At 64.1% G+C, this 23,871-nt stretch carries 26 protein-coding genes; 12 read left to right on the forward strand and 14 right to left on the reverse strand.

Annotated elements, in window-relative coordinates; all coding sequences use genetic code 11:
• Nucleotides 1-57: 57 nt before the first annotated feature.
• Entirely contained in the window at nucleotides 58-1,005 is a 948-nt protein-coding gene (locus tag AC1DYW_RS01215; protein ID WP_477224832.1) for an RNA polymerase sigma factor, read from the forward strand.
• Here AC1DYW_RS01215 and AC1DYW_RS01220 read toward each other — a convergent pair.
• On the reverse strand, nucleotides 1,002-1,421 hold the full coding sequence (locus tag AC1DYW_RS01220; RefSeq protein ID WP_477224833.1) for a DOPA 4,5-dioxygenase family protein: 420 nt from the start codon (nucleotides 1,419-1,421) through the stop codon (nucleotides 1,002-1,004). The genes AC1DYW_RS01215 and AC1DYW_RS01220 overlap by 4 nt on opposite strands.
• 201 nt (nucleotides 1,422-1,622) lie before the next feature.
• Between AC1DYW_RS01220 and AC1DYW_RS01225 the strand changes: the two genes are divergently transcribed.
• From AC1DYW_RS01225 to AC1DYW_RS01235, 3 genes are all read left to right on the forward strand, one after another.
• Nucleotides 1,623-2,786, forward strand: a complete 1,164-nt coding sequence (locus AC1DYW_RS01225) for an aminoglycoside phosphotransferase family protein (protein ID WP_477224834.1) — start codon at nucleotides 1,623-1,625, stop codon at nucleotides 2,784-2,786.
• A 130-nt stretch (nucleotides 2,787-2,916) separates the two neighbouring features.
• Nucleotides 2,917-4,065 carry an amidohydrolase gene (locus AC1DYW_RS01230; protein WP_477224835.1) on the forward strand — a complete coding sequence of 383 codons (1,149 nt, stop codon included), beginning with the start codon at nucleotides 2,917-2,919 and terminating at the stop codon, nucleotides 4,063-4,065.
• A 171-nt stretch (nucleotides 4,066-4,236) separates the two neighbouring features.
• Nucleotides 4,237-4,716: a VOC family protein gene (locus AC1DYW_RS01235; protein ID WP_477224836.1), complete on the forward strand. Its 480-nt coding sequence runs from the start codon at nucleotides 4,237-4,239 to the stop codon at nucleotides 4,714-4,716.
• Between the two features lie 12 nt (nucleotides 4,717-4,728).
• Here the strand turns inward: AC1DYW_RS01235 and AC1DYW_RS01240 are convergent, their stop codons facing one another.
• The 4 genes from AC1DYW_RS01240 to AC1DYW_RS01255 form a co-directional block, all read right to left on the reverse strand.
• Nucleotides 4,729-5,655 carry a DMT family transporter gene (locus tag AC1DYW_RS01240; RefSeq protein WP_477224837.1) on the reverse strand — a complete coding sequence of 309 codons (927 nt, stop codon included), beginning with the start codon at nucleotides 5,653-5,655 and terminating at the stop codon, nucleotides 4,729-4,731.
• Between the two features lie 108 nt (nucleotides 5,656-5,763).
• Nucleotides 5,764-6,366: a DNA-3-methyladenine glycosylase gene (locus AC1DYW_RS01245; RefSeq protein ID WP_477224838.1), complete on the reverse strand. Its 603-nt coding sequence runs from the start codon at nucleotides 6,364-6,366 to the stop codon at nucleotides 5,764-5,766.
• 18 nt (nucleotides 6,367-6,384) lie between these two features.
• A complete protein-coding gene (locus tag AC1DYW_RS01250) occupies nucleotides 6,385-6,756 on the reverse strand; it encodes a nuclear transport factor 2-like protein (RefSeq protein WP_477224839.1) in 372 nt (123 codons plus the stop codon).
• A 92-nt stretch (nucleotides 6,757-6,848) separates the two neighbouring features.
• Nucleotides 6,849-7,703, reverse strand: a complete 855-nt coding sequence (locus AC1DYW_RS01255; RefSeq protein WP_477224840.1) for an SMP-30/gluconolactonase/LRE family protein — start codon at nucleotides 7,701-7,703, stop codon at nucleotides 6,849-6,851.
• Nucleotides 7,704-7,816: 113 nt separating this feature from the next.
• Between AC1DYW_RS01255 and AC1DYW_RS01260 the strand changes: the two genes are divergently transcribed.
• Both AC1DYW_RS01260 and AC1DYW_RS01265 read left to right on the forward strand, forming a co-directional pair.
• Nucleotides 7,817-8,617 (forward strand): helix-turn-helix domain-containing protein, encoded by an 801-nt coding sequence (locus tag AC1DYW_RS01260; protein ID WP_477224841.1) that lies wholly within the window; start codon nucleotides 7,817-7,819, stop codon nucleotides 8,615-8,617.
• 353 nt (nucleotides 8,618-8,970) lie between these two features.
• Complete coding sequence (locus tag AC1DYW_RS01265) at nucleotides 8,971-10,341, forward strand: adenylate/guanylate cyclase domain-containing protein (protein ID WP_477224842.1); 1,371 nt, start codon at nucleotides 8,971-8,973, stop codon at nucleotides 10,339-10,341.
• Between the two features lie 71 nt (nucleotides 10,342-10,412).
• On the opposite strand, the gene AC1DYW_RS01270 is transcribed toward AC1DYW_RS01265, so the two are convergent.
• The 3 genes from AC1DYW_RS01270 to AC1DYW_RS01280 all read right to left on the reverse strand — a co-directional run bounded on the left by AC1DYW_RS01270 (nucleotide 10,413) and on the right by AC1DYW_RS01280 (nucleotide 12,758).
• The gene (locus tag AC1DYW_RS01270; RefSeq protein ID WP_477224843.1) at nucleotides 10,413-11,240 is read right to left on the reverse strand and encodes a C40 family peptidase; all 828 of its coding nucleotides are present in this window, start codon (nucleotides 11,238-11,240) and stop codon (nucleotides 10,413-10,415) included.
• A gap of 106 nt (nucleotides 11,241-11,346) precedes the next feature.
• Nucleotides 11,347-12,288, reverse strand: a complete 942-nt coding sequence (locus AC1DYW_RS01275; protein WP_477224844.1) for a CHAD domain-containing protein — start codon at nucleotides 12,286-12,288, stop codon at nucleotides 11,347-11,349.
• The gene (locus AC1DYW_RS01280) at nucleotides 12,285-12,758 is read right to left on the reverse strand and encodes a CYTH domain-containing protein (RefSeq protein ID WP_477224845.1); all 474 of its coding nucleotides are present in this window, start codon (nucleotides 12,756-12,758) and stop codon (nucleotides 12,285-12,287) included. Before AC1DYW_RS01280 ends, AC1DYW_RS01275 begins: the two co-directional genes overlap by 4 nt.
• 104 nt (nucleotides 12,759-12,862) lie before the next feature.
• Here AC1DYW_RS01280 and AC1DYW_RS01285 point away from each other — a divergent pair, with 104 nt between their 5' ends.
• Genes AC1DYW_RS01285 through AC1DYW_RS01300 form a run of 4 tightly spaced genes read left to right on the forward strand, consistent with a single transcriptional unit; the run spans nucleotide 12,863 to nucleotide 16,572 of the window.
• Complete coding sequence (locus AC1DYW_RS01285; protein ID WP_477224846.1) at nucleotides 12,863-13,555, forward strand: CerR family C-terminal domain-containing protein; 693 nt, start codon at nucleotides 12,863-12,865, stop codon at nucleotides 13,553-13,555.
• Nucleotides 13,556-13,568: 13 nt separating this feature from the next.
• Complete coding sequence (locus AC1DYW_RS01290) at nucleotides 13,569-14,522, forward strand: HlyD family secretion protein (protein ID WP_457151753.1); 954 nt, start codon at nucleotides 13,569-13,571, stop codon at nucleotides 14,520-14,522.
• Nucleotides 14,519-15,439, forward strand: a complete 921-nt coding sequence (locus tag AC1DYW_RS01295; RefSeq protein WP_477224847.1) for an ABC transporter ATP-binding protein — start codon at nucleotides 14,519-14,521, stop codon at nucleotides 15,437-15,439. Before AC1DYW_RS01290 ends, AC1DYW_RS01295 begins: the two co-directional genes overlap by 4 nt.
• A complete protein-coding gene (locus AC1DYW_RS01300; RefSeq protein WP_095083823.1) occupies nucleotides 15,436-16,572 on the forward strand; it encodes an ABC transporter permease in 1,137 nt (378 codons plus the stop codon). The genes AC1DYW_RS01295 and AC1DYW_RS01300 overlap by 4 nt, the downstream gene beginning before the upstream one ends.
• Nucleotides 16,573-16,821: 249 nt before the next feature.
• Here AC1DYW_RS01300 and AC1DYW_RS01305 read toward each other — a convergent pair whose 3' ends face one another.
• Nucleotides 16,822-17,799, reverse strand: a complete 978-nt coding sequence (locus AC1DYW_RS01305; RefSeq protein ID WP_477224848.1) for a threonine/serine dehydratase — start codon at nucleotides 17,797-17,799, stop codon at nucleotides 16,822-16,824.
• A 128-nt stretch (nucleotides 17,800-17,927) separates the two neighbouring features.
• Entirely contained in the window at nucleotides 17,928-18,251 is a 324-nt protein-coding gene (locus AC1DYW_RS01310; protein ID WP_477224849.1) for a hypothetical protein, read from the reverse strand.
• A gap of 170 nt (nucleotides 18,252-18,421) precedes the next feature.
• On the opposite strand from AC1DYW_RS01310, the gene mbfA reads away from it, so the two are divergent.
• Entirely contained in the window at nucleotides 18,422-19,405 is a 984-nt protein-coding gene (gene mbfA, locus AC1DYW_RS01315; protein WP_457151749.1) for an iron exporter MbfA, read from the forward strand.
• Nucleotides 19,406-19,568: 163 nt separating this feature from the next.
• On the opposite strand, the gene AC1DYW_RS01320 is transcribed toward mbfA, so the two are convergent.
• From AC1DYW_RS01320 to AC1DYW_RS01330, 3 genes are all read right to left on the reverse strand, one after another.
• Entirely contained in the window at nucleotides 19,569-19,913 is a 345-nt protein-coding gene (locus tag AC1DYW_RS01320; protein WP_477224850.1) for an antibiotic biosynthesis monooxygenase family protein, read from the reverse strand.
• A complete protein-coding gene (locus AC1DYW_RS01325; RefSeq protein WP_095083814.1) occupies nucleotides 19,910-20,242 on the reverse strand; it encodes an NIPSNAP family protein in 333 nt (110 codons plus the stop codon). The genes AC1DYW_RS01320 and AC1DYW_RS01325 overlap by 4 nt, the downstream gene beginning before the upstream one ends.
• Before the next feature lie 97 nt (nucleotides 20,243-20,339).
• On the reverse strand, nucleotides 20,340-20,549 hold the full coding sequence (locus AC1DYW_RS01330; RefSeq protein WP_477224851.1) for a DUF1127 domain-containing protein: 210 nt from the start codon (nucleotides 20,547-20,549) through the stop codon (nucleotides 20,340-20,342).
• A gap of 68 nt (nucleotides 20,550-20,617) precedes the next feature.
• On the opposite strand from AC1DYW_RS01330, the gene AC1DYW_RS01335 reads away from it, so the two are divergent.
• Nucleotides 20,618-21,292, forward strand: a complete 675-nt coding sequence (locus tag AC1DYW_RS01335) for an ArsR/SmtB family transcription factor (protein ID WP_477224852.1) — start codon at nucleotides 20,618-20,620, stop codon at nucleotides 21,290-21,292.
• 35 nt (nucleotides 21,293-21,327) lie between these two features.
• Here AC1DYW_RS01335 and ligD read toward each other — a convergent pair whose 3' ends face one another.
• Nucleotides 21,328-23,868: a DNA ligase D gene (gene ligD / locus AC1DYW_RS01340; RefSeq protein ID WP_477224853.1), complete on the reverse strand. Its 2,541-nt coding sequence runs from the start codon at nucleotides 23,866-23,868 to the stop codon at nucleotides 21,328-21,330.
• Nucleotides 23,869-23,871: the final 3 nt, after the last annotated feature.

The raw sequence follows: 23,871 nt of genomic DNA on the forward strand, positions 1-23,871 counted from the left end.
ATCGCGCGCGAGCTGGACGGCGAGGTCGACGACACGCCCGGGATGATCGAAGCGGCCATGAACGACGATCTAGGCGACGAGCTGCTTGGCCTCATTTTCACGGCCTGCCATCCCGTGCTTTCGGCCGACGCCCGCGCCGCGCTCACGCTGCGTGTCATCGGCGGTCTGACGACGGACGAGATCGCCCGTGCCTTCCTCTCGACTGAGGCGACGATCGCCCAGCGCATCGTCCGCGCCAAGAGGACGATCGGCAAGGCCGGATTGAGTTTCGAGTTGCCGCGCGGCGCCGAACGCACGGCGCGGCTCTCCTCGGTGCTGGAGGTCGTCTACCTCATCTTCAATGAAGGTTATGCCGCCACAGTGGGCGACGATCTTGTCCGGCCGGGCCTGTGCCGGGAAGCGCAACGGCTGGGCCCCATGCTGGCGGGGCTGATACCCGAGGATGCCGAAGTGTTCGGCCTGCTGGCCCTGATGGAAATCCAGGCATCGCGCCTGCCGGCACGCATCGGCCCGGACGGTGCCCTGGTGCCGCTGACCGAGCAGGACCGCGCACGCTGGGACCAACTGCTGATCCGCCGGGGCCTTGACGCGCTGGCCCGCGCCGAGACGCTCGGGGGCGATGGCCCTTATGCACTGCAAGCCGCACTCGCGGCCTGCCATGCGCGCGCACGCAGCCCGGCCGATACCGACTGGCCCCGCATTGCAGCGCTCTACGACCGGCTGCGGGCCGTGATGCCCTCACCGGTGGTCGATCTCAATCGAGCGATCGCCCACAGCATGGCCTTCGGGCCCGAAGCCGGCCTGCGGCTGGTGGACGAGATTGCCGACGCCGCCGCGCTGCGCAACTATGCGCCACTGCCGGCGGCGAGGGGCGACTTCCTGTTTCGGGCCGGCCGGCTGGCCGAGGCCCGCTCCGAATTCGAGACCGCGGCCACGCTTACCCGCAACATGCGGGAAGCCGCCTTTCTCCTCGCCCGCGCGGACGCTTGCGCCGAGAATTGCTAGGCCGAGAGGGACGGGTTGGTGTTGGGCGGCAGCGCTTCTTCCGCCTCATGATCGTCCGGAAGACTATCGCCGTTCACGGCCAGCGGCCGGCCTATCCAGACCGGATCGACCAGATGGTCGCGCCTTGGGTTGGTCGTGTTCGGGTGGATGAGTATGCTGAGCCCCCTATGGTTCAGCATCAGCCACGGGACGAGTGAGGCGAAAATCTCGCTCGCAAATGAGACCTGGTACATTGCCTGATCATGCGGCCCAACCTTCTGCTCATGCCAATTGCCCAGGCGCACGCGGAACCGCTCTCCGATGCGAAGCCGCAGCCATTCGGCATGTTGTCGCTCGCTTTGCCCGTCGTAGTAGATATGGGCATGATAGCTGGCAATCTCCGCTAGCGGCCTTGGACTGGCGGCGTCTTCGTTCACCTCGATGGCCTCCTTCGATGATTGTCGCTTCCGGCATAACTGTACCCGAAGCACGGACGCCTTGTCTGCAAACCGGTGCGGGTTTATTCGAGTTCGGTCCAGTCGTCTGTTTCTCGCAGGATAGCACATCGGGCTTGGAATTATTTTCCCCTAGGTGTTGAGGGCACGCGGGACTAGCATCGGGTTCACTGGGGGTGTGCGATGACAGGCGTCTCGATACGCCGCGCGGACTTCATGATGGTCCTGGCTCATGGTGACTGGGCGGCGGCGGGGTCGGCTTCCTGTTTCGGGTCGGGCGACTGGAGCGGAAGCCGCAAGTTCCCGACCCTGGGCTGCCTGTCTGAAAAGTGCCTCGTTTCAGACATTTTGGGATCTACTGCGAAGACTTGGAAGCGGACATTGGTCCGTGCATTCGCTAAAACCACCAAACTATTGCCCTTCATGCCGAGCTCGGCAGGACGAGAATTCATGATGCATGACGATCAGGTGGATATCGACATCGATGTCGCCCGCCAGATGATCCGCGATCAGTTTCCCCAGTATCGTCTTGAGGACATCACCTCAGTCAGATCGTCGGGAACCGTCAATGCCATCTTCCGCATTGGCTCCAAGAGCACTGCGCGGTTCCCACTGCGGGCGATGAGTCCGGCCGAATGCGTCGATATGCTTCGGTCGGAGGCCGCTGCCATGGTCGAGCTTGGAGAACATTGCCTGTTTCCGACGCCTCAACCGATTGGTCTCGGCGAGCCAGGTCCTCACTATCCAATGCCATGGGCATTGCAAACGTGGATCGAAGGCGAGGTTGCCACGCCGCACGGGCTCAGTGGATCGACGACGTTCGCCCTCGACCTTGCGCGCCTCGTGGCATCGTTGCGCCAAGCGGACACACGGGGCCGACGCTTCGACGGGCAAGGACGTGGGGGACATCTCTCCGATCATGACGATTGGATGAATGTTTGCTTTGAAAACAGTGAGGGCTTCCTCGACGTGGCTCGCCTGCGCGACTTGTGGGCTCGCTTCCGCGAGTTGCCATCCGCTGGGTCTGTCGTGATGAGTCATAAGGACCTTATCCCAGCAAACCTTCTCGTGCAGGGCGAGCGTCTTGTCGGAGTGCTTGATGGTGGCAGTTTCGGACCAGCCGACCCGTCGCTGGATTTGGTCGTCGCGTGGCATCTTCTAGACCGCGAGCGAAGGGCGACCTTTCGGTGCGGCCTTCAAGTTGAGGACCTTTGGTGGCAGCGTGGTGCGGCTTGGGCATTCCAGCAGGCGATGGGTCTCGTCTGGTATTACCATCGCACCAACCCCGCCATGAGTGCGCTTGGGCGCAGCACGCTCTCTCGCATTCTCGATGATCCCGACATCTGAACTCTGGTAGTCGGGGCGCGCGCCATTCCGGAACTCGCTCTGGCACAACCCGCTCCGGATTGACCGCCTTTGTCCCTTGGCGGAAGTTTCGTTGCGTGTGTTATGCAGAACGCAAGCGGAGGCCGACAACGTGACCCTGACCAATCGAGACATCGTCGAGCTCACGGCATGGCGGCGCCAGCTGCACCAGCGCCCCGAAATCTCGAATGAGGAGGAGAGGACGGCCAAAGAGGTCGTCGACTTCCTCGCCGATACGGGACCGGACCAGGTGCCGACCGGCTTGGGCGGGCACGGCGTGGCGGCGGTCTACGAAAGCGGCGAGGCGGGACCGACGCTGTTGTTCCGCTCGGAACTCGATGCGCTGCCGATCCACGAACTTTCGGGCGCGCCTCATGCATCGCTCGTGCCGGGCAAGTCGCATATGTGTGGCCATGACGGACACACCGCGATCCTGGCGGCGCTTGGCCGTCAGCTGGGGCGCGAGAGGCCGGCTCGCGGCCGTGTCGTGCTGATGTTCCAGCCGGCGGAAGAAACCGGCAATGGCGCGGCCGGCGTCGTCGCCGATCCGCGCTTCGGCGCGATTGCGCCGGATTTCGCGTTCTCATTGCACAATCTGCCGGGCGTGCCGCTCGGCGAGGTCCGGCTCAAGACCGGCGTGGTGAACTGTGCATCGCGCGGCATGCGCATCGTGCTGGAAGGGAAGACCGCGCATTCGTCGATGCCGGAGACCGGCATCTCGCCCATGGTGGCAATCAGCCAATTGATGCCGGCCCTGCCTGCGCTGGGCATCGGAACCTTTGCCGACGACGACTTCAGCATGGTCACCGTCACCCATGCCGAGATGGGCGAAGCCGTGTTCGGCATTGCGCCCGGCCAGGCCGAGATTTGGGCGACGCTACGCACCCGGCGCGACGACCGCATGGCCAATTTATGCGCCGCCACGGAAGCCCTGGTCACGCGGATTGCCGCCGAGCATCATCTGTCGCCCCGGTGGGACTATCATGAGGTGTTCGTGGCCAGCGTCAACGCGCCGGAGGCGGTTGAGCATCTGTTGCGAGCGCTCGATGAGGAGGGCGTCCCGCACGGAGAGGAAAACCTGCCGATGCACGCCTCGGAAGATTTCGGCGTGTTCGGCCACAAGGCGGCATCGGCGATGTTCTTCCTTGGCGCCGGCGAACGGCACCCGGCGCTGCACAATCCCGACTATGATTTTCCGGACGACCTGATCCCGATCGGGTCGAAGGTGTTCATGCGGACGCTGCGCAACCTCCTTGGCTAACGCAAGGTCGACCCGAATGCAGAAAACCCGTCCACAGGGACATCGTTTCGTGGGCGGAACATCCGGTGGCATGAGCGCATTCTGTGTTCGCACCGTCGAGGCTGACTGTGAATCGCCGTGGGGTGCGTGGGAAACCGGCCCGCAATGGTTTCAAAAGGGAAGGGACAAGCAATGGCAGTTGCCAAGAACACGATCTGCCTGTGGTACGATAAGGATGCGGAGGCTGCAGCCCGCTTCTACGCCGAGACTTTTCCCGACAGCGCGGTGAGTGCCGTCCATCGTGCTCCCAGCGACTATCCGTCCGGCAAGGCGGGCGATGTGTTGACGGTCGAATTCACGGTCGCCGGCATCCCCTGCCTCGGCCTCAATGGCGGGCCGGTGTTCAAGCACAACGAAGCCTTCTCGTTCCAGATCGCCACCGACGATCAGCATGAAACCGACCGCTACTGGAACGCCATCGTCGGCAATGGCGGCCAGGAAAGCGCGTGCGGCTGGTGCAAGGACAAATGGGGTGTCTCCTGGCAGATCACGCCGCGCGTGCTGACCGAGGCGATGGCTGCCGGCGGCGATGAAGCAAAGCGCGCCTTTGATGCGATGATGGACATGAAGAAAATCGACGTCGCCGCGATCGAGGCCGCGCGGCGCGGCTGACGACAGGCACCGTCAGACTGTCGCCTCGATCGGCTCGGCCAGCTTCGGGTTTGCGCGCGCCGCGATCAGGCAGCCGGCGACGATCAGGCATGCTCCTGTCAGCGTGGTCCAGGTCGCCGCCTCGTCGAAGAAGAACCAGCCAAGCGCGATCGCCCAGATGAAGGCCGAGTATTCCGTCGGGATCAGATATTGCGCCTCGGCGCGGGCGTAGGACCAGCTCATCAGGAATTGCCCGGCAAGCGACAGCACCGTCACCCCGGCCAGGGGAAGCCAAAGGTTGGTCGGCAGTGCCACCGCGAGCCACGGCGCGGCGAGGCCGAGGAGAATGGCGACGCACAGATTCTGGAACAACATGATCTCGATCGGCTTGGCCAACTGCGCCTGTTGCCGCGCCAGGATCAGATTGTAGCCGTAGAACACCGTCGATACGAGCACCGCCGCCGTGCCCAGCATGGCATCGTGCGAATAGCTTTCCCGCCCGAACTGGCCGGCCATTATGATCGCGACGCCGGCGATGCCGGCTAGCGATGCCCATATCGCCTGGCGCCGGATTCGCTCGCCCAGCAACAATGCGGCGAGGAAGAGGGCGAACAGGGGCGCAATGAAGCTGAGCCCGATCGCCTCCGCCAGCGGCAGCCTGGCCAGACCCCAAAAGAAGCATATCAGGACGATTCCGACGACCGCAGCACGCAGCGCATGCAGCCGCAGCACCGCAACGGTTGGCTTTGAGCGCGCCCCTGCGGACCAAGCTGCACCGGCGACAACAGTCGCGACCATGCTGCGCCACAGCACCGTGTTGTAGACGCCGACGGCGATAACCAGCGTCTTCATCGCCGCATCCATCCCCGACAGCAGGAAGATCGCGAACGCGCATACCAGCACCGGGGTCATCGGGGAAACGGCGCCGGTCAGGCTGGATGTCTTGACGGCTTCACTCATGTGCAGCCGGATATCTCGGAGCGAACGGCAGCACCAGATGGCAGCCCCGTCGATATGGCGGTCCAATCCCGACCGGCTTTGTGTCCGTCGAGACAGGGGGCTGTCCCCTTATTCGTTGAGCGATCTCGGCCCGCTGACGAACGGGCTCCCCCTGACATAAAATCGCAGCAGGCGGCTCGCGTCCCGCGAAATGCCGATCCTGGTGCTCTGCCCGATTTCGCCGGGCTCGTCGTCCTCACCATGTCCGAGCCACAGCGGGCCTTGCCGGCAGAGATCGAGTCCGTCGAGCGAACGATCGATCCGCAACGCCGTGGCAAGCCTTCCCGGTCCTCGCGCCAGGTCGCGCAAGCGCTCGATGCCGCGATTGAGCCGCATGATGGCGATGCCTTCGAGCGGCTCGAGCGCCCGGATCAGGACGCCGGTCCCGATCCCTTGCATCTCGCTCGAGACGTTCAGCATGTATGAGATGCCGTAGGCAACATAGACATAGGCGTGGCCGGGCTCGAGAAACAGCGAACGGTTGCGCGGGGTCATCCCCCGATAGCCATGCCCGGCGCCATCGCCGACGACATAGGCCTCGGTCTCGACAATGCGGCCGCTGGCGATGCCTTCCGGCAACTCCCGCACCACCACCTTGCCAATGAGATAGCGGGCGAGAGCTGCCGTATCGTTCGGCAGCTCCGGGCGTGCGAGTGGGCGGCGGATGACCATCCTTACGGCGGCCAGGGTTCAGGGAATCCGCTCGACCCATTGCGCGCGCGAAGGCCCCGGCTCGAACGGATCGCCGAAATACTGCGTCTCGCGGGCCACCTTGCCATCGAGGAACTCCATGATGCTCACTGTGTAGGACGGCCGCCCGTCATAGGCCAGGACATACTCAGTGACCCAGAGGTCGCCCGCACCGGTGATCCGCCGCACCGTGAAGCGCTTCCGGTTCGGCTGCGCGGCGCGGGACGATTGAATGTTCTGCCGCCCGCGGATGCGCTCGCCCGATACGAGCACCGCATCCTCCCGATAAATCTCGTGCTCGGCCTCGAAATCGCTCGCATCGGAGGCGGCCCAATGGCGATCCAGAGCCGCGCGAATCTCCCCGTCTTCCATATCAACCTCCTTCGCCGCCTATTCCGGGCCAGCGTACCATACGCCAGCCTGGAAGTCGGGACGAGCCGGCTAACAATGCTGGAAGACAGCCCTCAGTCGAGTGTCAGCGCGGCCACTTCGCCCTCGTTCATCAGCGGCACGAAAATGGTCGACTTGCCGTCGGTGCCGATGTCGGCGCTGCCGGGCTTGAAATGCGCCACCACTTCCGGCGCGGCGCCGGCACTGTAGCGGTAGAGCGTGCCGGTCATGTAGGCGGTGGCGTAGATGGTGTCGCCGATGGCGATGACGCCGTCGAGATCGGCGAATTTCTGCGCGCCGGGCAAGGGCGAAACCGCCTTGCTGGCGAGATCGACCGACAGCAGCCCGCCCGGCTCCGCCGTGCTGAAATCGGGCTTGATGCCCTTGCCCCAGGAGGCGACGATCAGCCGGTTGCCGTCGGCGAAGACGCCGTTAGGCGAAGCCAGCGCCGCATCCCTGACGAATAGCTCCGGCCGGTCGCCGTCGATGCGGTAGATGGCGTCGGCCAGCATGTCGGTCACATAGACCTTGCCGGATCGGTCCGCTGTCATGTCGTTGAGGAAAACCGCATTCGGCACCGCTATGCTCGAAACAAGTTTGCCGCTGGCGAGATCGACGACGCGGACCTTCGTGATGTCGGCGACATAGAGCTTGCCGCCCGATATCGCCATGCCCTTGGGGCCGTCCATGCCGTCGGTCCAGTGCTGGGTGATCGTCTTGCCGTCGCTGGACAGCACCGAGAGATAGCCGTTGCCGTCGGCATCGCCGGGATTGCCGACGATGTTGGAGACGATGATGCGGTTGTTGGCGGCGTCGAACAGTGCCGATTCCGGCTGTTCAAGGCCCGTCGCGCGCCAGAGCTCGCCAGCCTGGGCGGCAGGCGCCGCCACAATGCCGATGACTGCGAAAAGGGGGATGAAGCGGTTCATGAGTGCTCTCCTGTGATGACGGGGAAGAGCTACGGTTTTCGATACTTTCCGAAAAGGCGGATTACCGCTAGTATCGTAAATCGATACGAAACTGCCGGCAAGAGGTGCATCCGATGAACGGTTTGATCTTCGAGGCGCTGAAGCGGACGCTGAAGGCCAAAGGCGTCACCTATCGCCAGCTTGCCGAACGCATGGGCGTTTCCGAGCCGACGGTGAAGCGCATCTTCCACGAGCGCAACTGCAAGCTCGACCGGCTGATGGAGATCTGCACGGCAGCCGGGGTCGAACTGGAAAACGTACTCGGCTCGATGAACCGCGGGCCGGGACCGGTCAACCACATCGCGCCGGACATCGAACGCAAGCTCGCCGGCCGGCCGGCGCTGCTGTTCATCTTCGTCATGCTGTCGGAAAAATTCACCCCCGAAGGCATCATGCGCTCGCAAGGCCTGAGCGAGGCCTCGATGTTCCTCTATCTGCGCGATCTCGAGGAGCTCGGCCTGATCGCACTCGGCCGGGGTCTCACGGCAAGATTGCTGGTCGAGACGCCGATCCAATGGAATTTCGAAGGGCCGCTGAGGCCGCTGTTCGAGATGACCAACAAGAATTTCATCGGCTGGGCCATCACCCATATCGAGCGGGAAGCGACCTTCGTCAGTTTCAGCAGGCGGATGCGGCCGGAAACGGCGGAGATGGTACGACGCGAGGCGGAGGAGCTCGCCGGGCGTGTCAAATTGCTTGCCCACCACGACCAGCACACCACGCCGGAGGATGGATTGGTCGGCTACAAATGGACGTTCGCGTTTGGTGCAACACCGTTTCCGGCGATCATGCCGATTGGGCCGCATCCGCGCGATGCCGGAGCGTTCGATCGGCCCGCCGCCCCTGCAAAGGGACGCCGCCCGTTACCGGCCTGACACGGCCAATCATCCCGAGCAGGATAGGGCGCGTTGGGATAGAACAGATCCGGCACCGACACGGTATAGCCCCCTGCAGCCAAGCGTTCCGCCATGCCGCTCAGCGCCGGCCGAACGCATCCATGCAGAGAATAACGCCGGGCGCTGCGGTTTTTTGGTGACCTGAACAGGGAGGTTCCGCCTGTCCTGCTTCGGTTTTCACCATGATCTTTTTTCCGGATATTATTGCTCTCTGCAGCCGCGTTTCAGAATGAAATCACATTCATGATAGAGTTCGCGCACTGATTTGTCAGACTGTAGAGGGCGGGTTTGCCGAATGCGTGGCACGTCCCCCGTGAAATCGAAGTGATCCTATGCCGACCGCGCCAACACTTGAACTTCGCCGCTATTCGCGCCTGAAAAATTTGCGGGCGCGCGCAGAACGCCAGGGTGCTGCATTGCAGTTCTGGGCGCGTACGGCATCGCTCGCTGTGATCGCCTGCTTCTTTTCATTGATCAGCCACTGGGATGCTTCGCTGCTCTTCGTGCTGACGGGCCTCGTGCTGTTCCAGCTCATCGGCCTGATCCAGTTTCTCTTTGCGCGCCGTCGCACGGCGCGATGGTGGATCGGTTACCTCGTCGGTACGCTGGACATCATTCTGTTGACCGTTCTGCTGGTAACGCCTAATCCGTTTTCCCTGGAGGTCGCGCCGGCCGCGATGCAACTGCGCGAGGGCAGCTTCAAATTCCTGCTGATTTTCGTATGCCTTGGCGCGCTGACCCTTTCGACACGATTGGCGCTCTATCTTGGCGCGCTCGCGGCCTTGACATGGGCGATCGGGGTGGAATGGGTGATTTATCATCCGGGAACCGTCATTCCGGCGACGAACCTCTATTCGCTGCCGATGACAGAGCGACTGAACCTTTATCTCAACCCCAATTTCGTCGATACATTTGCGCAGGCGACCAACGTGTTGGTTGTGCTGATTATCGGCGCGATCATGGCGCTGGTCGTCTTTCGTTCCCGACATCTGTCGGAAGACTATGTGAAGGCAGAGCGCGCCCGCGCCAATCTCGCCCGGCATTTTTCGCCCAATGTCGTCGACCAGCTCGCCACCGATGACGAGCCCTTCGGCCCGGTCCGCCGGCAGGATATCGCGGTGCTGTTCGCCGACATCGTCGGCTTCACACACTATTCCGAGGATCATCCGGCCGAAGCAGTCTTCGAACTTCTGCGTCAGTTCCACCGTCGCATGGAACAGGTCGTTTTCGACCACCATGGCACCGTCGATAACTATATCGGCGATTGCATCATGGCGACATTCGGTGTTCCGCAAGCCAGCCATGACGACGCGACTCGGGCCATCCAGTGCGCTGAAGCGATGGTCGCCGCTCTCGAAGACTGGAATGTACAGCGGGTGTCCAGGGGATACCCGCCGCTGGACGTTCGGATCGGTGCACAATATGGCGCAGTTGTCATCGGCGCGGTCGGCAGCGAGCGCAATCTGTCCTTCGCGGTGGTTGGCGACACCGTCAACGTCGCCAGCCGTTTGCAATCACTATGCCGGGAGCTCCAGGCGAATATTTGCTTTGGGTCACGACTGATTGACGCCGCGAAGGCGGAATCGCCCACGACACAGTTGAATGCGCGCGATCATGGACCGGTGAGCATCCGGGGCCGGGACGAACCGGTCCATGTCTGGATCGAACACAGAGCCGAAAACCAGGGTGCGGTTTCGGCGTGATGTAGGCCGCCATGTGAAACGCCTGCACCCCGGCTGGATGGCGGTAGGCCGCGCCATAGGGGGCATGTCCATCACGTGTCTGAGGCGATTGCCCCAGCCTTTGCGGCTGCGGCGTCTGAGCTTGCCTTGTCGTCCCAGGTCACCGCCCGGTAGTCGAAACCATATTCCAGCGTCGGCTTGACGATGCGGAAATAGGGCGACAGGTCGAAATCACGCGGCGTGTAGAGCGAGTGGTGTCGGATATGCAGGATTTCCCTGCGTGAATAGTTGGACTGCGCCGAAGCGCGGCCGGGCGCGCGGGTGATTTCGGGCAGGATCGGATAGCGGATCCGGCCATAGGCCTCGGCGATCAGCGAGGAACAGATGGCCCGTGTCGGGTCGCCGGAGCCGAATGCCAGCATGCGGCGGCGCCAGCGCACCGGCACCGGCGGCGCCGGCAGGAAATAACGCAGCATGTCGAGGATGTTCTTGAGATCGTATTTCAGGCCGAGCTTACCGATCATGAAGGCGACGACCCTGTCGCGGTCCTCCGGCGCCAGGCCGCTCGCCCGGCAGATGCGGGTGTTGTAGGTGCGATAGCGCGACAGCGGCACGGCAACGCAGCCTTCGCCCATCGAGACCTCGATCAGCCGCGGCCGCTCCGTTCCGTCTTGCGGCTCGGGCAACGCATCGCCGACATAAAGGGCCGCATGCGACCAGGTCGACTGGGTCAGGTACTTGATCACCGCCGAGATCTTCTGGTTGCCCTCGATCAACAGGATGTCGCCGGGCTCCAGCGCACGGCGCAGCGTCTCGGCATCGGACGGGGTATAAGGTTCGTAGCCGGAAGACTCCTCCTGCAGCGCGCCGGCGAGCCGGCGGCCAAGTCGATCCAGAAGCGTGTCTCTGAGCTCGGTCATGCCAAATGCCGATTAGCACGGGTAGGCGCTGGGTGCCAGCGGGAGGGTGGTTGCGCCGACGTTGGCTCCCCTCCACACAGGGGGAGAAGGGAGAGGACAGCTCCCGTCAGCCGGCGGTTGCGATCAGCTCGTCCTGGGCTGCCTCGGCCAGATCGCCGCGCGCCTTGCGGGCCAGTTTGCGTGTCGAGCGTTTGGGACTGTCGCCGAACAGCTCGGCCGCCTCGGCCAGGCAGGCCTTCTTCAGCTGCTTTTCCGACCGCTTCAGAAGCTTGCCCAGGAGCCTGGTGTCTTCGGGCGGTCCGAGCGGACGGTCATCGGCCTCGAGCAGGTCGCGCATGACGAACAGATCATGCAGGTCGCCCAGCCGCTCACCCAGTGCGTCGACCGCCTTGCGCCTGGCCTTGATCGGCGTCGGCCACAGCCTGCCGAGCAGCGACAGATGCATGCCGTGGGTCTTGGCCGCCTTGCGCAGATCGTGGAAATCATTGGCCGCGCCGCGCGATCCAGCCCTGTCGAGCGCTTTCCTGGCCCGGCGCAAGGTGGCGCGGGCACCTTCGGCAAGCACGTCGGCGGCCTGTTCCGGCTGATCGGGCAGAGCGAGGGTTTCGATCCGGTGCAGTCCTTCCTCGCAAGCGGCGGTCGCGGCAGCGATTGCCGCGTCGAGCCCGGCGCCTTCGTGCAATTCATGCTGCCGGGCAATCAGCCTGTCGCGCACCGCAGCCAGCCCGTCGTCGGCGCTCTCCTTGGGAAAGCTTGCCGCCAGCCGGTCGACGGTCTCGATCAGCGCCGTCGCCTCGCGCGGCCCGGCAAGCAGACCCGCCACGTTGCGGTAGCATTGGTTCTCGGTCTCGCAGAATGTTCCGTCACCGGAACGAACAAGCCTCAGCAACGCGCGCGCGCTCTTCAGCCGCTTGCGGCATTTGTGCAGCCCCTGTTCCGGCCGGCTGCGCGCGGCGTCAAGATGGGCCATTGCCTTGCCGATTTCCTCGGCAAGGATACGCCTGACCTCGCCGGTCAGCGGCAGGCGCGGATCGATGCGAAAACTCATGCGGCGATCTCCGGAATCCCCCCGAGGGCGAGCGACGCGTTGTAAAATTCAGACTCACCAGTGACCTCGCGGCCGAGCCAGTCAGGCAGCATTTCGTCAGGCACGTCCTCCGGCGTCTCAAGTTCGGCGACCACAAGTCCCGCAAGCGGACCGCCAAAGACATCCACCTCATAGAGATGGCCGCGATGCCTAACATGGTGGCGTGTCTTCTCGATGACACGCCCAAGCGCGAAGGCCAGCATCTCCTTGGCGTCCGCCAGCGGGATCGTATATTCGAATTCGTCGCGCACGCGCGCCCTGCTGCCGAATTTGAGTGTCAACTTGGCGGAAGCGTCGTCGCTGATGCGGATGCGCAGGGTTCGACCGGGGGTCGCGGCAAGATAGAACTGGCGAATGCGGATATCCGCCTCGACCAGATCCCGCCATGCTGTGCCGGAGACCAGGAATTTGCGTTCGACTTCCTTGCCCATGGCCGCGCACTAAAGCGTTAACAGCCGGCCGTGGCAAGATGGTTGCGTACGCAAGTTTGAGTCATCCATTGACTTTAATCAATCGATTGATTAAAGTGCGCCTCATGATCAAGTTACCCGACACCGGAAGTCCCCGTCGCGAGACGTCACCCGCCGAGATGACGCGCGCGGCCCTCGTCCAGGCGGCGCTGAAACTGTTCGGACGGCAGGGATTCGACGGCACCTCGACGCGCCAGATCGCGGCCGAGGCGGAGGCCAATATCGGCTCGATCGCCTATCATTTCGGCGGCAAGGAGGGCCTTCGCGCCGCCGCCGCCGACTTTATCGTCGAGACCATCCAGACGGTTGCCGGCCCGGCGCTCGGAAATTTGCCGGCGACAGCGGCAGGACCGGCCAATCCGGAGGCGGCGCAAGCGCTGCTCTTCGCGGCGCTGGAGCGGATGGTCGGCTTCGTCGTTGCCAGCCCGCAGGCCGGTGAGATCGTGCAGTTCGTGCTGCGCGAGCTTTCGCATCCGACGGCAGCGCTCGACCGCATATATGACGGGGTGTTCGAGCCGACGCACCGCCGGCTGTGCCAGCTCTGGGAGCACGCGACGGGAGAGCCGGCCGAAAGCGAGGCCACGAGGCTCACCGTGTTCACGCTGATCGGCCAGGTCATCTATTTCCGCATCGGCCGCGAGGCGGTGATGCGCCGCATGGGCTGGAACGACATTGGCGCCGCCGAGGCAGCCAAGGTGGTGGCGGTCACAGCGGGCAATCTCAAGGCCATATTGGCTGCCCGCAAGGGCCAGGGATGAAGGGGCAAAGACCATGAGCTTTCTGTGTTCGCTGCCACTCGCCGCGCAGCTTTTCAGCGCCTGCGCGCCGGCAGCGCCGCTCGCAGTCGGCTATGTCGAGGGCGACTATGTGCTGCTGGCGCCGATCGAGGTGGCGCAGGTCGAGACCGTCACCGTCAAGCGCGGCGACCGTGTCACACCCGGCACGACCGTGGTGACGCTGGAAAGCGCCGATGCCAAGATCGCGGTCGCGCAGGCCGAGGCCGGCCTAGCCCAGGCCCAGGCGCAATTGGCCGACCTGCAGATCGGCAAGCGCCCGGAAGAGATCGCGGTGCTCAGGGCCGAGGTCGACATGGCCAGCGCGCAGGCCGCCGACGCCAAGCGCAAATACGACCGCGCCGCCGATCTGTTCAAGCGCGGCGCCGGCACGCAGGCCGATTTCGACACCGCCTCGGCGACACTGGAGACAGCCAACGCGCAGGTCGGCCAGGCCAATGCCAATCTCGCTGTCGGCGGCCTGCCGGCGCGCCCCGAGACGATCAAGGCCGCCGACAACCAGGTCAAGCAGGCGCAGGCGACCCTGGAGCAGGCGCGGTGGCGGCTGTCGAAGCGGGTGCTGGCGTCGCCATCGCCGGGCCGCGTCAACGATGTCATCCGCAATCCGGGCGACACCGCCGGCCCGACCTCACCGGTCATCTCGATCCTGCCCGACGGCGCCGTAAAACTCAGCGTCTACATCCCGGAAGCCGCCTTTTCCTCGGTCAAGGTCGGCACCTTGCTCGGCGTCCATTGCGACGGCTGCGGCCCGGACGTGAAGGCGCGGGTCAGCTACGTCTCGCCGGATCCCGAATTCACCCCGCCGGTGATCTATTCCTTGGAGAACCGGCAGAAGCTGGTCTATCTGGTCGAGGCGCGGCCAGAGGGCGACGCCGGCCCGCTGCAGCCGGGCCAGATCGTCGATGTCGATCTCGCGGATGGCGGAAAATGAACGCCATCGACGTCCATGGCCTGGTCAAGCGGTTTGGCGACAAGACCGTCGTCGACCATGTGACGATGACAGTCGCCGAAGGCGAGATCGTCGGCTTTCTTGGCCCCAACGGTTCGGGCAAGACCACCACCATCCGCATCATGTGCGGCCTGCTGACGCCCGACGAGGGCGAAGGCACGGTGCTCGGCTTCGACATCCGCACCGACAGCCTGCGCATCAAGCGCGAAGTCGGCTACATGACGCAAAAATTCTCGTTCTACGAGGATCTGACGATTGGCGAGAATCTCGAATTCGTCGCGCGGCTTTACCGGTTGAAGCCGGTCGAGGAGCATGTGGCGCGTACGCTGGAGGAGCTCGGCCTGACGACGCGCCGCAACCAGTTGGCCGGCACCTTGTCGGGCGGCTGGAAGCAGCGGCTGGCGCTGGCCGCCTGTATCATGCACAAGCCGAAGCTGCTGTTGCTCGACGAGCCGACGGCCGGCGTCGATCCAAAGGCGCGACGCGAGTTCTGGGACGAGATCCATCGCCTCGCCAGCGGCGGGCTGACCGTGCTGGTCTCCACCCACTATATGGACGAGGCCGAGCGCTGCCATCGCATCAGCTACATTTCCTACGGGAAGATGCTGGCCACCGGCACCGTCGCCGAGGTGGTGAAAAATGCCGGGCTGACCACTTTCGTCCTGCAGGGCCCGCGGCTCGACCAGGTGGCGGAAGCGCTTCAGGGCCGGCCCAGCGTCGACCAGGTGGCCCCGTTCGGTGCCACGCTGCATGTCGTCGGTTCCGACCGGAAGAAGCTGGAAGCCGCGCTCGCCGATGTCGAGAAAGAGCACAAGGGCGTGAAGGTGGCGCCGGGCGAAACCAGCCTCGAGGACGTCTTTATCCAGTTCATGTCCGGCTCGAAGGACAACATGGCATGAACAGTGTCTTTTCCTTCGCCCGCCTTGGCGCGCTGCTGATCAAGGAGTTCATCCAGATGCGGCGCGACCGCATCACCTTCGCCATGATGCTCGGCGTGCCACTGATGCAGCTCGTGTTGTTCGGCTATGCCATCAACAACGACCCGAAGAGCCTGCCGGCCGCGCTGGTTGCGACGAGCAGCGACCCCTACACGCGCGCCATGGTCTCGGCGCTGCAGACGACAGGCTACTACCGTTTCGATCATGTCTCGCAAAGTGCGGCCGACGCGGAGTTCCTGATGTCGCGCGGCGATGTCGCCTTCGTCGTCACCATCCCCGCCGATTTTGCCCGGCGGGTCGAGCGCGGCGACAGCCCGCAGATCCTGATCGAGGCCGACGCCACCGACCCGGCTGTCGCTAGCGGCGCCATCTCGACGCTGGGCACCGTCGCCAGCCAGGCGCTGCTCAGGGCGCGCGGCATGCAGGAGGCGGCCGCCGAGGCAGCCCTTGGCCAGCTCGAAGTGGTGGTGCACCGGCGCTACAACCCGGAAGGCATTTCGCAATACAACATCGTGCCCGGTCTGCTCGGCGTCATCCTGCAGATGACGATGGTGATGATGACCTCGATCGCGCTGACCCGCGAGACCGAGCGCGGCACCATGGAAAACCTGCTGGCGATGCCGTCCAGCCCCCTCGAGATCATGATGGGCAAGGTGCTGCCCTATCTGGCAGTCGGCGGCGTGCAGGTGGTGGTGGTGCTGGCGGCGGCCAAGCTCTTGTTCGCCATCCCCTTCACCGGGTCGATGTCGCTGCTTTTGACCGCCGTGCTGATCTTCGTGCTGGCGCTGGTGCTGCTCGGCTACACGATCTCGACCATCGCGCGCACGCAGATGCAGGCGCTGCAGCTCACCTTCTTCTTCTTCCTGCCGTCGATCATGCTGTCCGGCTTCATGTTCCCCTATCGCGGCATGCCGACCTGGGCGCAGGCGTTCGGCGAGATCCTGCCGCTGACGCACTTTCTGCGCATCATCCGTGCGGTGATGCTGAAGGGTGCAGAGCTGCCGGCCGTGGCGACGGAGATCGGCTGGCTGGTGGTGTTCGTGGCACTGTTTGCCGGCGTCGCGCTGGTCCGGTTCAGGCGGACGCTGGATTAGGGTCAGGCCGCTACTGCCCGGAGACTTTTGAGGTCGGTGGGACAGCACCCCCCTCCAACCTGCCGGACATCTCCCCCCGCAAGGGGGGACATCGGCAGTTTCAGCGCTGCGCTTGCTCCTGCGATTGCGGCGATTGGCGAAAGCAGAGATAACGCCCAATCTCCCCCCTTGCGGGGGAGATGCCCGGTAGGGCAGAGGGGGGTGGGAAGGATCGCTGCGGCTGTCACCCTGCGTGCTAAGTTTCTTCGCCTACGCCGCCGCCATGATCTCCGCATAGGTGCCGAAATCGACATTACCGCCGGACAGCACCACGGCAACGCATTTGCCGGAGAGCGCGATCTCGCCCGATGACAGTGCCGCCAGCGCCACGCAGCCGCCGGGTTCGACCACCAGCTTGAGATAGGCCATGGCATCGCGCATCGCCTGTGCCGTCGCCTTGTCGGAGACGGCGATGGCCCCGGCGAGGTTCCTGCGGTTGATCTCGAAGGTGATCACGCCGGGCTCGGCGGTCAGGATCGCATCGCAGATCGAATTGTGGCCCGGCTCGTTCGAAACCCTGGCGCCGGCGGCCAGTGAACGGCGGGTGTCGTCGAAATGCTCGGGCTCCACCGCCCAGACCGAAGTGCTGGGCGAGGCGTCCTTGACGGCGACGGAAATGCCGCTCGACAGGCCGCCGCCGCCGCAAGGAATGACCACCGCATCGAGACTGATGCCAAGCGCTTTCGCCTGGCGCATCAATTCGAGGCCGATCGTGCCCTGGCCGGCGATGATGGCCGGGTCGTCGAAGGGCGGCACCAGCACCATGCCTTTCTCGATGTAGGGGCGCACCACGGTCATGCGGTCGTCGCGAAAGCGGTCGAACGGCACCACCTCGGCCCCCATCTTGCGGACATTGCCGACCTTCATTACCGGCGCGTCGGCCGGCATGGCGATGACCGCCTTGACGCCGAACATCGCCGACGCCGCAGCGACGCCCTGTGCGTGGTTGCCCGACGAGAAGGCGACGACGCCACGGCTGCGCTCCTCTTCGCTGAGTGAGGAGAGCTTGTTGTAGGCGCCGCGGAACTTGAACGAGCCGGTGCGCTGCAGCGTCTCCGGCTTGAACAGGATACGGGCACCGAAGCGCTTGTTCAACTCTTGCGATTCGATCAACGGCGTTTCCACGATCAGGCCGGAAAGCCGGGCTGCAGCGCGGTGGATGTCTTCTATGCCGGGAGGGGTGGTCATGGCGGATCCTACAAAAAAATGGTCCGGCCATGGTGCACGGAAACGGCCGCGCGACACCAACGAAAAAATGTGACGGTTACAAGGTTGGGGAGTCTTGCCGGCGTTTGTGCCTTGCGTCCAACCGCCACTTATCCCAGCAACGCCCGCTGCCGCCTGGTGCCTCCCAGCTTGCGCCAGCTGTTGAAGCGGTGGGTGGCGGCGGCGAAGGAGATTTTCATCTGCTGGGCAACCGAATAGCGCGACTTGCCTTCGTCGAACATGCGGTAGCAGCACTCCACGCCCTCTTCGGTCAACTTGCCGTCCGGGGCCTTGTTGTGCGGGTTGGCGGGGTCGAATTTCTCGACCTGCTGCTCGACCAAGCCTTTCAGGCGCTGCAGATCGGCCTCGATGCTGGCGATGAGATCGAGAACGGGCCTGGGGTCATAGTGTTGTGGGGGCTGCTTTACCGTCATCTGCGGAATCCTTTTCCTTGGCTTACCAGAATATAGGTGAACATTCGCTGATAATGAAGGGGTGCGGCGCGCGCGGCCTTCAACAATTGTTGACCGCGACCCAGGCGCGCATTGACCTGGGGCACATCAAACCCTAGTTTAGAACCATTCTAAACTAGGGTGAATTCCTCATGCTTTCCCGTGTTTTCGGTTTCGGCCGCCGTCCCTTCGAATCGCTCTCCGAACAGGAGATCCTGGCACTGGCCATTTCGTCCGAAGAAGATGACGGGCGCATCTACCGGGCCTACGCCGACGGACTGGCGGAAAGCTTTCCGCAATCGGCAAAGGTGTTCGAGGAGATGGCCGAGGAAGAGGATGGCCATCGCGACTCGCTGATCGAGCTTTTCCGCAAGCGTTTCGGCGATCGCATTCCGCTGATCCGGCGCGAACATGTAAAAGGCTACTTCGAACGCAAGCCTGACTGGCTGGTGAGACCGCTCGGCATCGAGCATGTGCGCAGCCAGGCCGAGGCGATGGAGCGGCGCGCCTATCTGTTCTACGTCGAGGCGGCCAAGCGCACCACCGATGCTTCCACCCGGAAACTGCTCGACGATTTGGCGGTGGCCGAGCAGGGCCACGAAACGCTGGCGCAGCGTCTGGAACAGAAGCACGTGCCGGGCGAAGTCAAGGACGAAGAGGCCGTTGCCGAACAGCGCCAGTTCATCCTCACCTATGTGCAGCCGGGGCTGGCCGGGCTGATGGACGGGTCGGTGTCGACGCTGGCGCCGATCTTCGCCGCGGCTTTCGCCACGCATGATACCTGGCAGACGCTCCTTGTCGGCCTCGCCGCCTCGATTGGCGCCGGCATTTCGATGGGCTTCACCGAGGTTGCGTCCGACGACGGCAAGCTGTCGGGCCGCGGCTCCCCGATCAAGCGCGGCCTCACCGTCGGCATCATGACGACGCTCGGCGGGCTCGGTCACGCGCTGCCCTATCTCATCCCGCAATTCTGGACGGCGACGGCGGTCGCCGCGGTGGTGGTGTTCTTCGAATTGTGGGCGATCGCCTTCGTCCAGAACCGCTACATGCAGACGCCCTTTCTGCGCGCCGCCTTCCAGGTGGTGCTAGGCGGCGCGCTGGTGTTTGCGGCCGGCGTGCTGATCGGGAACGCTTAATTTGACGACAGGGTCGGCGCCGCCCCTCACCCTTACCCTCTCCCCGTGAAGAACGGGGAGAGGGGGTCTCCAGCGTTGGAGCGCTTCCCTTCTCCCCGTCCCTTACGGGGAGAAGGTGCCGGCAGGCGGATGAGGGGCAACGCCGACACCTACCCGCTACCCCTCATCCATTCACTGCCCGGCTATCCGCCGGCGCCTCTGCCCTTTCCGTCAGCCCGTAGTCACGCACGACATGAGCGATGCGCAGACGGTAGCCGGCAAAGATACCGCCACGGCCGGCCCTCTGTGCCTGCCGGTGCTCCTCGGTGTTGCGCCAGGCCTTGACCGCCTCCTCGTCGCGCCAGAACGATAAGGACAGGATGCGGTTCGGGTCGGAGAGACTCTGGAAGCGCTCGATCGAGACAAACCCGTCGATGCCGTCGAGCAAAGGGCGCAGGTCAGCAGCGATGCGGAGATAGGCATCGCGCCTGCCCGTCGCCGGTTCGACCTCGAAGATGACGGCGATCACGGCAGCACCAGTTTCGCGTGTGGGCCGGAAGCCAGTTTCAGGAACATGCGATCCTCCCTCTGGATGAACTTTTCACGGCGGGCGAACTCATAGTTTGCCTTGCCGGCAGGGTCGGCGGCAAGCCGGGCGCGGTAGGCCTCGTAGGCCGCCAGGCTGTCGATGTTGTAGGCGGCGTAGGCCGTCGTGGCCGAGCCCTCATGCGGCGCGAAATAGCCGATCAGGTCTGCGCCGCAGCGCGGAATGACCTGGCCCCAGTTGCGGGCATATTCCTCGAAGGCCGCCTTGCCGAACGGGTCGATCTCATAGCGGATGAAGCAGGTGATGGTCATGGTGGTCTCCTTGGCGGGTTGAAGTCTTCTTGCGGCGACATTTCGAGCGGGGTCGAAGCATCCCCAGGGTCGATGTGCTAGGCAATTCCCTTGCGGGTCATGCCTGCCAGAAGGATTTCGCGCATTCACGGCTCACGTCTTCCGGCGTCAGGCCGAGGTCGCGCAGCAAATGATCGTCGATCTCGGCAAGGTCGAGGCGCTGCACATGGCGGTCATGCCAGCGAGCCAGCAGCCGCGAACGGAACCAGGTGATGAACGGGAACGATCGGCGGCTGGCGAGCGGTGCGGAGGTGGAAGCGGTTGTCATCGTCATCTCCTTGATCTGGTCGGAGAATAATGCTTATCTGACAAGGATGCTTCGATGAGGAACGAACTATGCGTGAAGGACCCGACATCGCCCGCATCGCCAGCCTGGTTGGCGATCCGGCGCGGGCAAACATGCTCAACGCCCTGATGGGCGGCACGGCTTTGACCGCGAGCGAACTGGCGCTCGAGGCCGGCGTGTCGCTGCCGACGGCGAGCTCGCATCTGTCCAAGCTGATGGAGGGCGGGCTGCTGACATTGGCGAGCCAGGGAAGGCACCGCTATTACGGCCTCGCTGGACCCCAGGTGGCGGGCATGATCGAGGCCATCACCGGTGTCGCCGAAGCCGTTGGCCCAAAGCGCGTGCGGCCGGGCCCGCGTGACGGCGCCATGCGCGTGGCGCGCGTCTGTTACGATCACCTCGCCGGCGAGCAGGCGGTGGCGATGCTCGATCGTCTCGTCGAGAAGGAAATCCTGCTGCGCGACGACAGGGAGATCAGGCTCGGGCCTTCGGCGGCACCGCATTTCGCCGCCATCGGTATCGATGTCGATGCCAAGCCGCGCCGGCCGGTCTGCCGCGCCTGCCTCGATTGGAGCGTGCGCCGTTCGCACCTCGCCGGCACGCTGGGTGCCGCTATCCTCGACAAGATCCTCGCCGAAAAATGGGCGCGCCGCGAGAAGGACAGCCGCGCGGTCATCTTCTCACCGCCGGGCAAGCAGGCTTTCGAGAGGGTTTTTCTGGGCTGAGACGTTAGCGGGACAGCCCGCGCGTATGCGGCTAACTACCCCCGCCCCAGCACTTTCCCTTGCCTGAAGAAATCCACCCACGGATCGGCTTCCGCCAGCTGCCTCAGCGTCGTCTTGTCGCCGATCGGGAAAGCGTTCGGCGCCAATCCCGCCTCGATCTCGGCCCACGTCACAGGCATCGACACGGTGGCGCCCTTCTTGGCGCGTGACGAATAGGGCGCGACCGTCGTCGAGCCCCGGCCATTGCGCAGATAGTCGACGAAGATCTTTCCCGTGCGCGCCTTTTTCGAAAGCGTCGCCGTGTAGCGGTCGGGCGAGGCCTGTTCCAGCGCCTTGGCAAAATCATGCGCAAAGGTTTTCACTGCGTCCCAGTCCGCAGATGGTTTTAGCGGCATCACGACGTGGTAGCCCTTGCCGCCTGAGGTCTTGACGAAATTCGGCAGCGACAGCTCTTCAAGCTTACCTCTGATATCGAGTGCGGCCTCGCGCACGGCTTTCACGTCGACGCCCTCATCGGGGTCAAGGTCGAAGATGATCTGGTCCGGCTGTTCCAGCGCATCGACGGTGCAGCCCCAGATGTGGATCTCGACCACGCCATACTGGACGAGCGCTGCGACGCCGTCGAAATCGCGGATGAACAGGATCTCCTCGCCGTCGGTCGGGTCTTTCATCCGGGCGATCTTGTCGCTCATGCCGGCCGAGGCATGCTTTTGGAAGAAGCGCGGGCCGCCGACGCCGTCCGGCGCCCTGACCAGGCTGAGCGGTCGGTTGACGATGAACTGTTCCATGCGCGGCCACACCAACGCGTAGTGGTCGAGCAGGCCCTGCTTGGAAATCTTTTCCTCGGGCCACAGCAGCTTGTCGGGGTGGGAAAGCTTCACGCTGGTCGTCATCGCTCCGGCAGGTTTGCCAGCGCTGCCTGATACCGGCTTCGCCTTGGGCGGGCTCTTGCCTGTCGAAGCCTCCCCGGTCGAAGACTTCCCTGCCGCAGACTGGGGCTTTTCCTGCACGACTTCCTCCGCCGGCTTGTCCTCGCGCAATCCCTGGAACGATGCATGGCGTATTATACGGTCGGATGTCCAGCTGCGGAACTCCACTTCGCCGACCAGTTCGGGCTTCACCCAGACCAAGCCCTTGCCTTTCGGCACGGCCTTGTCGAAGGGCGAACGCTCCGCCTTCAGCGCATCGAGTCTTGTCTTGAGTTCGCTGGCGGTCTTGGCCGAGAAGCCGGTGCCGACACGGCCGGCATAGTGCAGTCGGCCACCCTCGTGATAGCCGACCAGCAGCGAGCGCAGCCCGCGCCCGGTCTTGTCCGACGGCAAATAGCCGCCGATGACGAACTCCTGCCGCGCCGTGCATTTCGACTTCACCCAGGAAGGACCGCGCCCGCTGCGATAGGGTGCATCGGCGCGCTTGGAGACGACGCCTTCCAGCCCCATGCGGCAGGCATGTTCCAGCATGATTTTGCCGGGCTCGGCGAAATGGTCGCTGAAACGGACGGCCGCGTTCTCCGGCGGCTTGCCCAACAGGTCCTGCAAGGCCTGCTTGCGCTCGACCAGCGGCTCGCCGCGCAAATCCTTGCCATCAAGCCGCATCAGGTCGAACACATAGTAGATGAAGCGATCTGTCCGTTTCGCGGAGAGGTCGGCCTGCAGCAGCGCGAACGACGACACGCCGCTGTCGGCCAACACGACGATCTCGCCATCGATGATGGCGTCGCTGCATTTCAGTCCGGCGAGTTCCGCGGCAATCGCGCCGCCGAATTTTTCCGTCCAGTCGAGCCCGGTACGAGTCAGCAGCTGCACCTCCGTGCCGGCAATCTGCGCCTGCATGCGATAGCCGTCGAACTTGACCTCGTGCAGCCAGTCCTTGCCCGGCGGTGCGTCCCGCTCCAGCGTCGCAAGCTGCGGTTCGACGAAGTCCAGGCGCCTGCCGGTCTTTGCCTTGCCGGCGGCCGGCTTGTTGGAATGCCAGACATCAGGCTTCTCGCCCCTGGCGGCCTTGCCTTCGCCGATCTCCTCGATCGTCAGGCCCGACTTCACCGATTCCGGCGCCTCCTTCAGAATGTCCTCGCCAGGGCGCGCCGCGGCATCGTCCGATTTGATCAGCAGCCAGTTCTCGCGCTTTTCGCCCGCGCGCGGCTTCAGCCGCACCAGGTGCCACAGACCATGCAGCTTGTGGCCTTTGAGCTCGAAGGTGATATGGCCCTTCTTCATCGCCTTGGCCGGGTCGATTTCGGGAACCCAGGTGCCCTTGTCCCAGACGAGCACCGACCCGCCGCCATATTCGCCCTTGGGAATGGTGCCTTCGAACGGCGCATAGTCGATCGGATGGTCCTCGACATGCACGGCCAGCCGTTTCTCATGCGGGTCGAGGCTTGGGCCGCGCGTCACCGCCCAGCTCCACAGCACGCCGTCCTGCTCCAGGCGAAGGTCGTAGTGCAACCGTGTCGCAGCATGCTTGTGGATGACGAAGATGCCGCCCGCCTTGGCGTTCTCGCCGCGCCCGACCTTGCCGGCCGGTTCGGACGTCTTCTTGAAATCACGCTTGGAATGATACTGTTCGAGGCTGGCCATCTG

It is taken from the genome of Mesorhizobium sp. P2_D5 (assembly GCF_056404355.1).

Coding starts and splice junctions, on each gene's coding strand:
- AC1DYW_RS01285 (WP_477224846.1), top strand. CDS start 12,863: ATGATCAAGTTACCCGACACCGGAAGTCCCCGTCGCGAGACGTCACCC.
- AC1DYW_RS01335 (WP_477224852.1), top strand. CDS start 20,618: ATGCGTGAAGGACCCGACATCGCCCGCATCGCCAGCCTGGTTGGCGAT.
- AC1DYW_RS01310 (WP_477224849.1), bottom strand. CDS start 18,251: ATGACGGTAAAGCAGCCCCCACAACACTATGACCCCAGGCCCGTTCTC.
- AC1DYW_RS01330 (WP_477224851.1), bottom strand. CDS start 20,549: ATGACAACCGCTTCCACCTCCGCACCGCTCGCCAGCCGCCGATCGTTC.
- AC1DYW_RS01280 (WP_477224845.1), bottom strand. CDS start 12,758: ATGGGCAAGGAAGTCGAACGCAAATTCCTGGTCTCCGGCACAGCATGG.
- AC1DYW_RS01305 (WP_477224848.1), bottom strand. CDS start 17,799: ATGACCACCCCTCCCGGCATAGAAGACATCCACCGCGCTGCAGCCCGG.
- AC1DYW_RS01235 (WP_477224836.1), top strand. CDS start 4,237: ATGGCAGTTGCCAAGAACACGATCTGCCTGTGGTACGATAAGGATGCG.
- AC1DYW_RS01260 (WP_477224841.1), top strand. CDS start 7,817: ATGAACGGTTTGATCTTCGAGGCGCTGAAGCGGACGCTGAAGGCCAAA.
- AC1DYW_RS01295 (WP_477224847.1), top strand. CDS start 14,519: ATGAACGCCATCGACGTCCATGGCCTGGTCAAGCGGTTTGGCGACAAG.
- AC1DYW_RS01275 (WP_477224844.1), bottom strand. CDS start 12,288: ATGAGTTTTCGCATCGATCCGCGCCTGCCGCTGACCGGCGAGGTCAGG.
- AC1DYW_RS01245 (WP_477224838.1), bottom strand. CDS start 6,366: ATGGTCATCCGCCGCCCACTCGCACGCCCGGAGCTGCCGAACGATACG.
- AC1DYW_RS01325 (WP_095083814.1), bottom strand. CDS start 20,242: ATGACCATCACCTGCTTCATCCGCTATGAGATCGACCCGTTCGGCAAG.
- mbfA (WP_457151749.1), top strand. CDS start 18,422: ATGCTTTCCCGTGTTTTCGGTTTCGGCCGCCGTCCCTTCGAATCGCTC.
- AC1DYW_RS01225 (WP_477224834.1), top strand. CDS start 1,623: ATGACAGGCGTCTCGATACGCCGCGCGGACTTCATGATGGTCCTGGCT.
- AC1DYW_RS01300 (WP_095083823.1), top strand. CDS start 15,436: ATGAACAGTGTCTTTTCCTTCGCCCGCCTTGGCGCGCTGCTGATCAAG.
- AC1DYW_RS01250 (WP_477224839.1), bottom strand. CDS start 6,756: ATGGAAGACGGGGAGATTCGCGCGGCTCTGGATCGCCATTGGGCCGCC.
- AC1DYW_RS01265 (WP_477224842.1), top strand. CDS start 8,971: ATGCCGACCGCGCCAACACTTGAACTTCGCCGCTATTCGCGCCTGAAA.
- AC1DYW_RS01255 (WP_477224840.1), bottom strand. CDS start 7,703: ATGAACCGCTTCATCCCCCTTTTCGCAGTCATCGGCATTGTGGCGGCG.
- AC1DYW_RS01215 (WP_477224832.1), top strand. CDS start 58: ATGAACGACGATCTAGGCGACGAGCTGCTTGGCCTCATTTTCACGGCC.
- AC1DYW_RS01240 (WP_477224837.1), bottom strand. CDS start 5,655: ATGAGTGAAGCCGTCAAGACATCCAGCCTGACCGGCGCCGTTTCCCCG.
- ligD (WP_477224853.1), bottom strand. CDS start 23,868: ATGGCCAGCCTCGAACAGTATCATTCCAAGCGTGATTTCAAGAAGACG.
- AC1DYW_RS01290 (WP_457151753.1), top strand. CDS start 13,569: ATGAGCTTTCTGTGTTCGCTGCCACTCGCCGCGCAGCTTTTCAGCGCC.
- AC1DYW_RS01270 (WP_477224843.1), bottom strand. CDS start 11,240: ATGACCGAGCTCAGAGACACGCTTCTGGATCGACTTGGCCGCCGGCTC.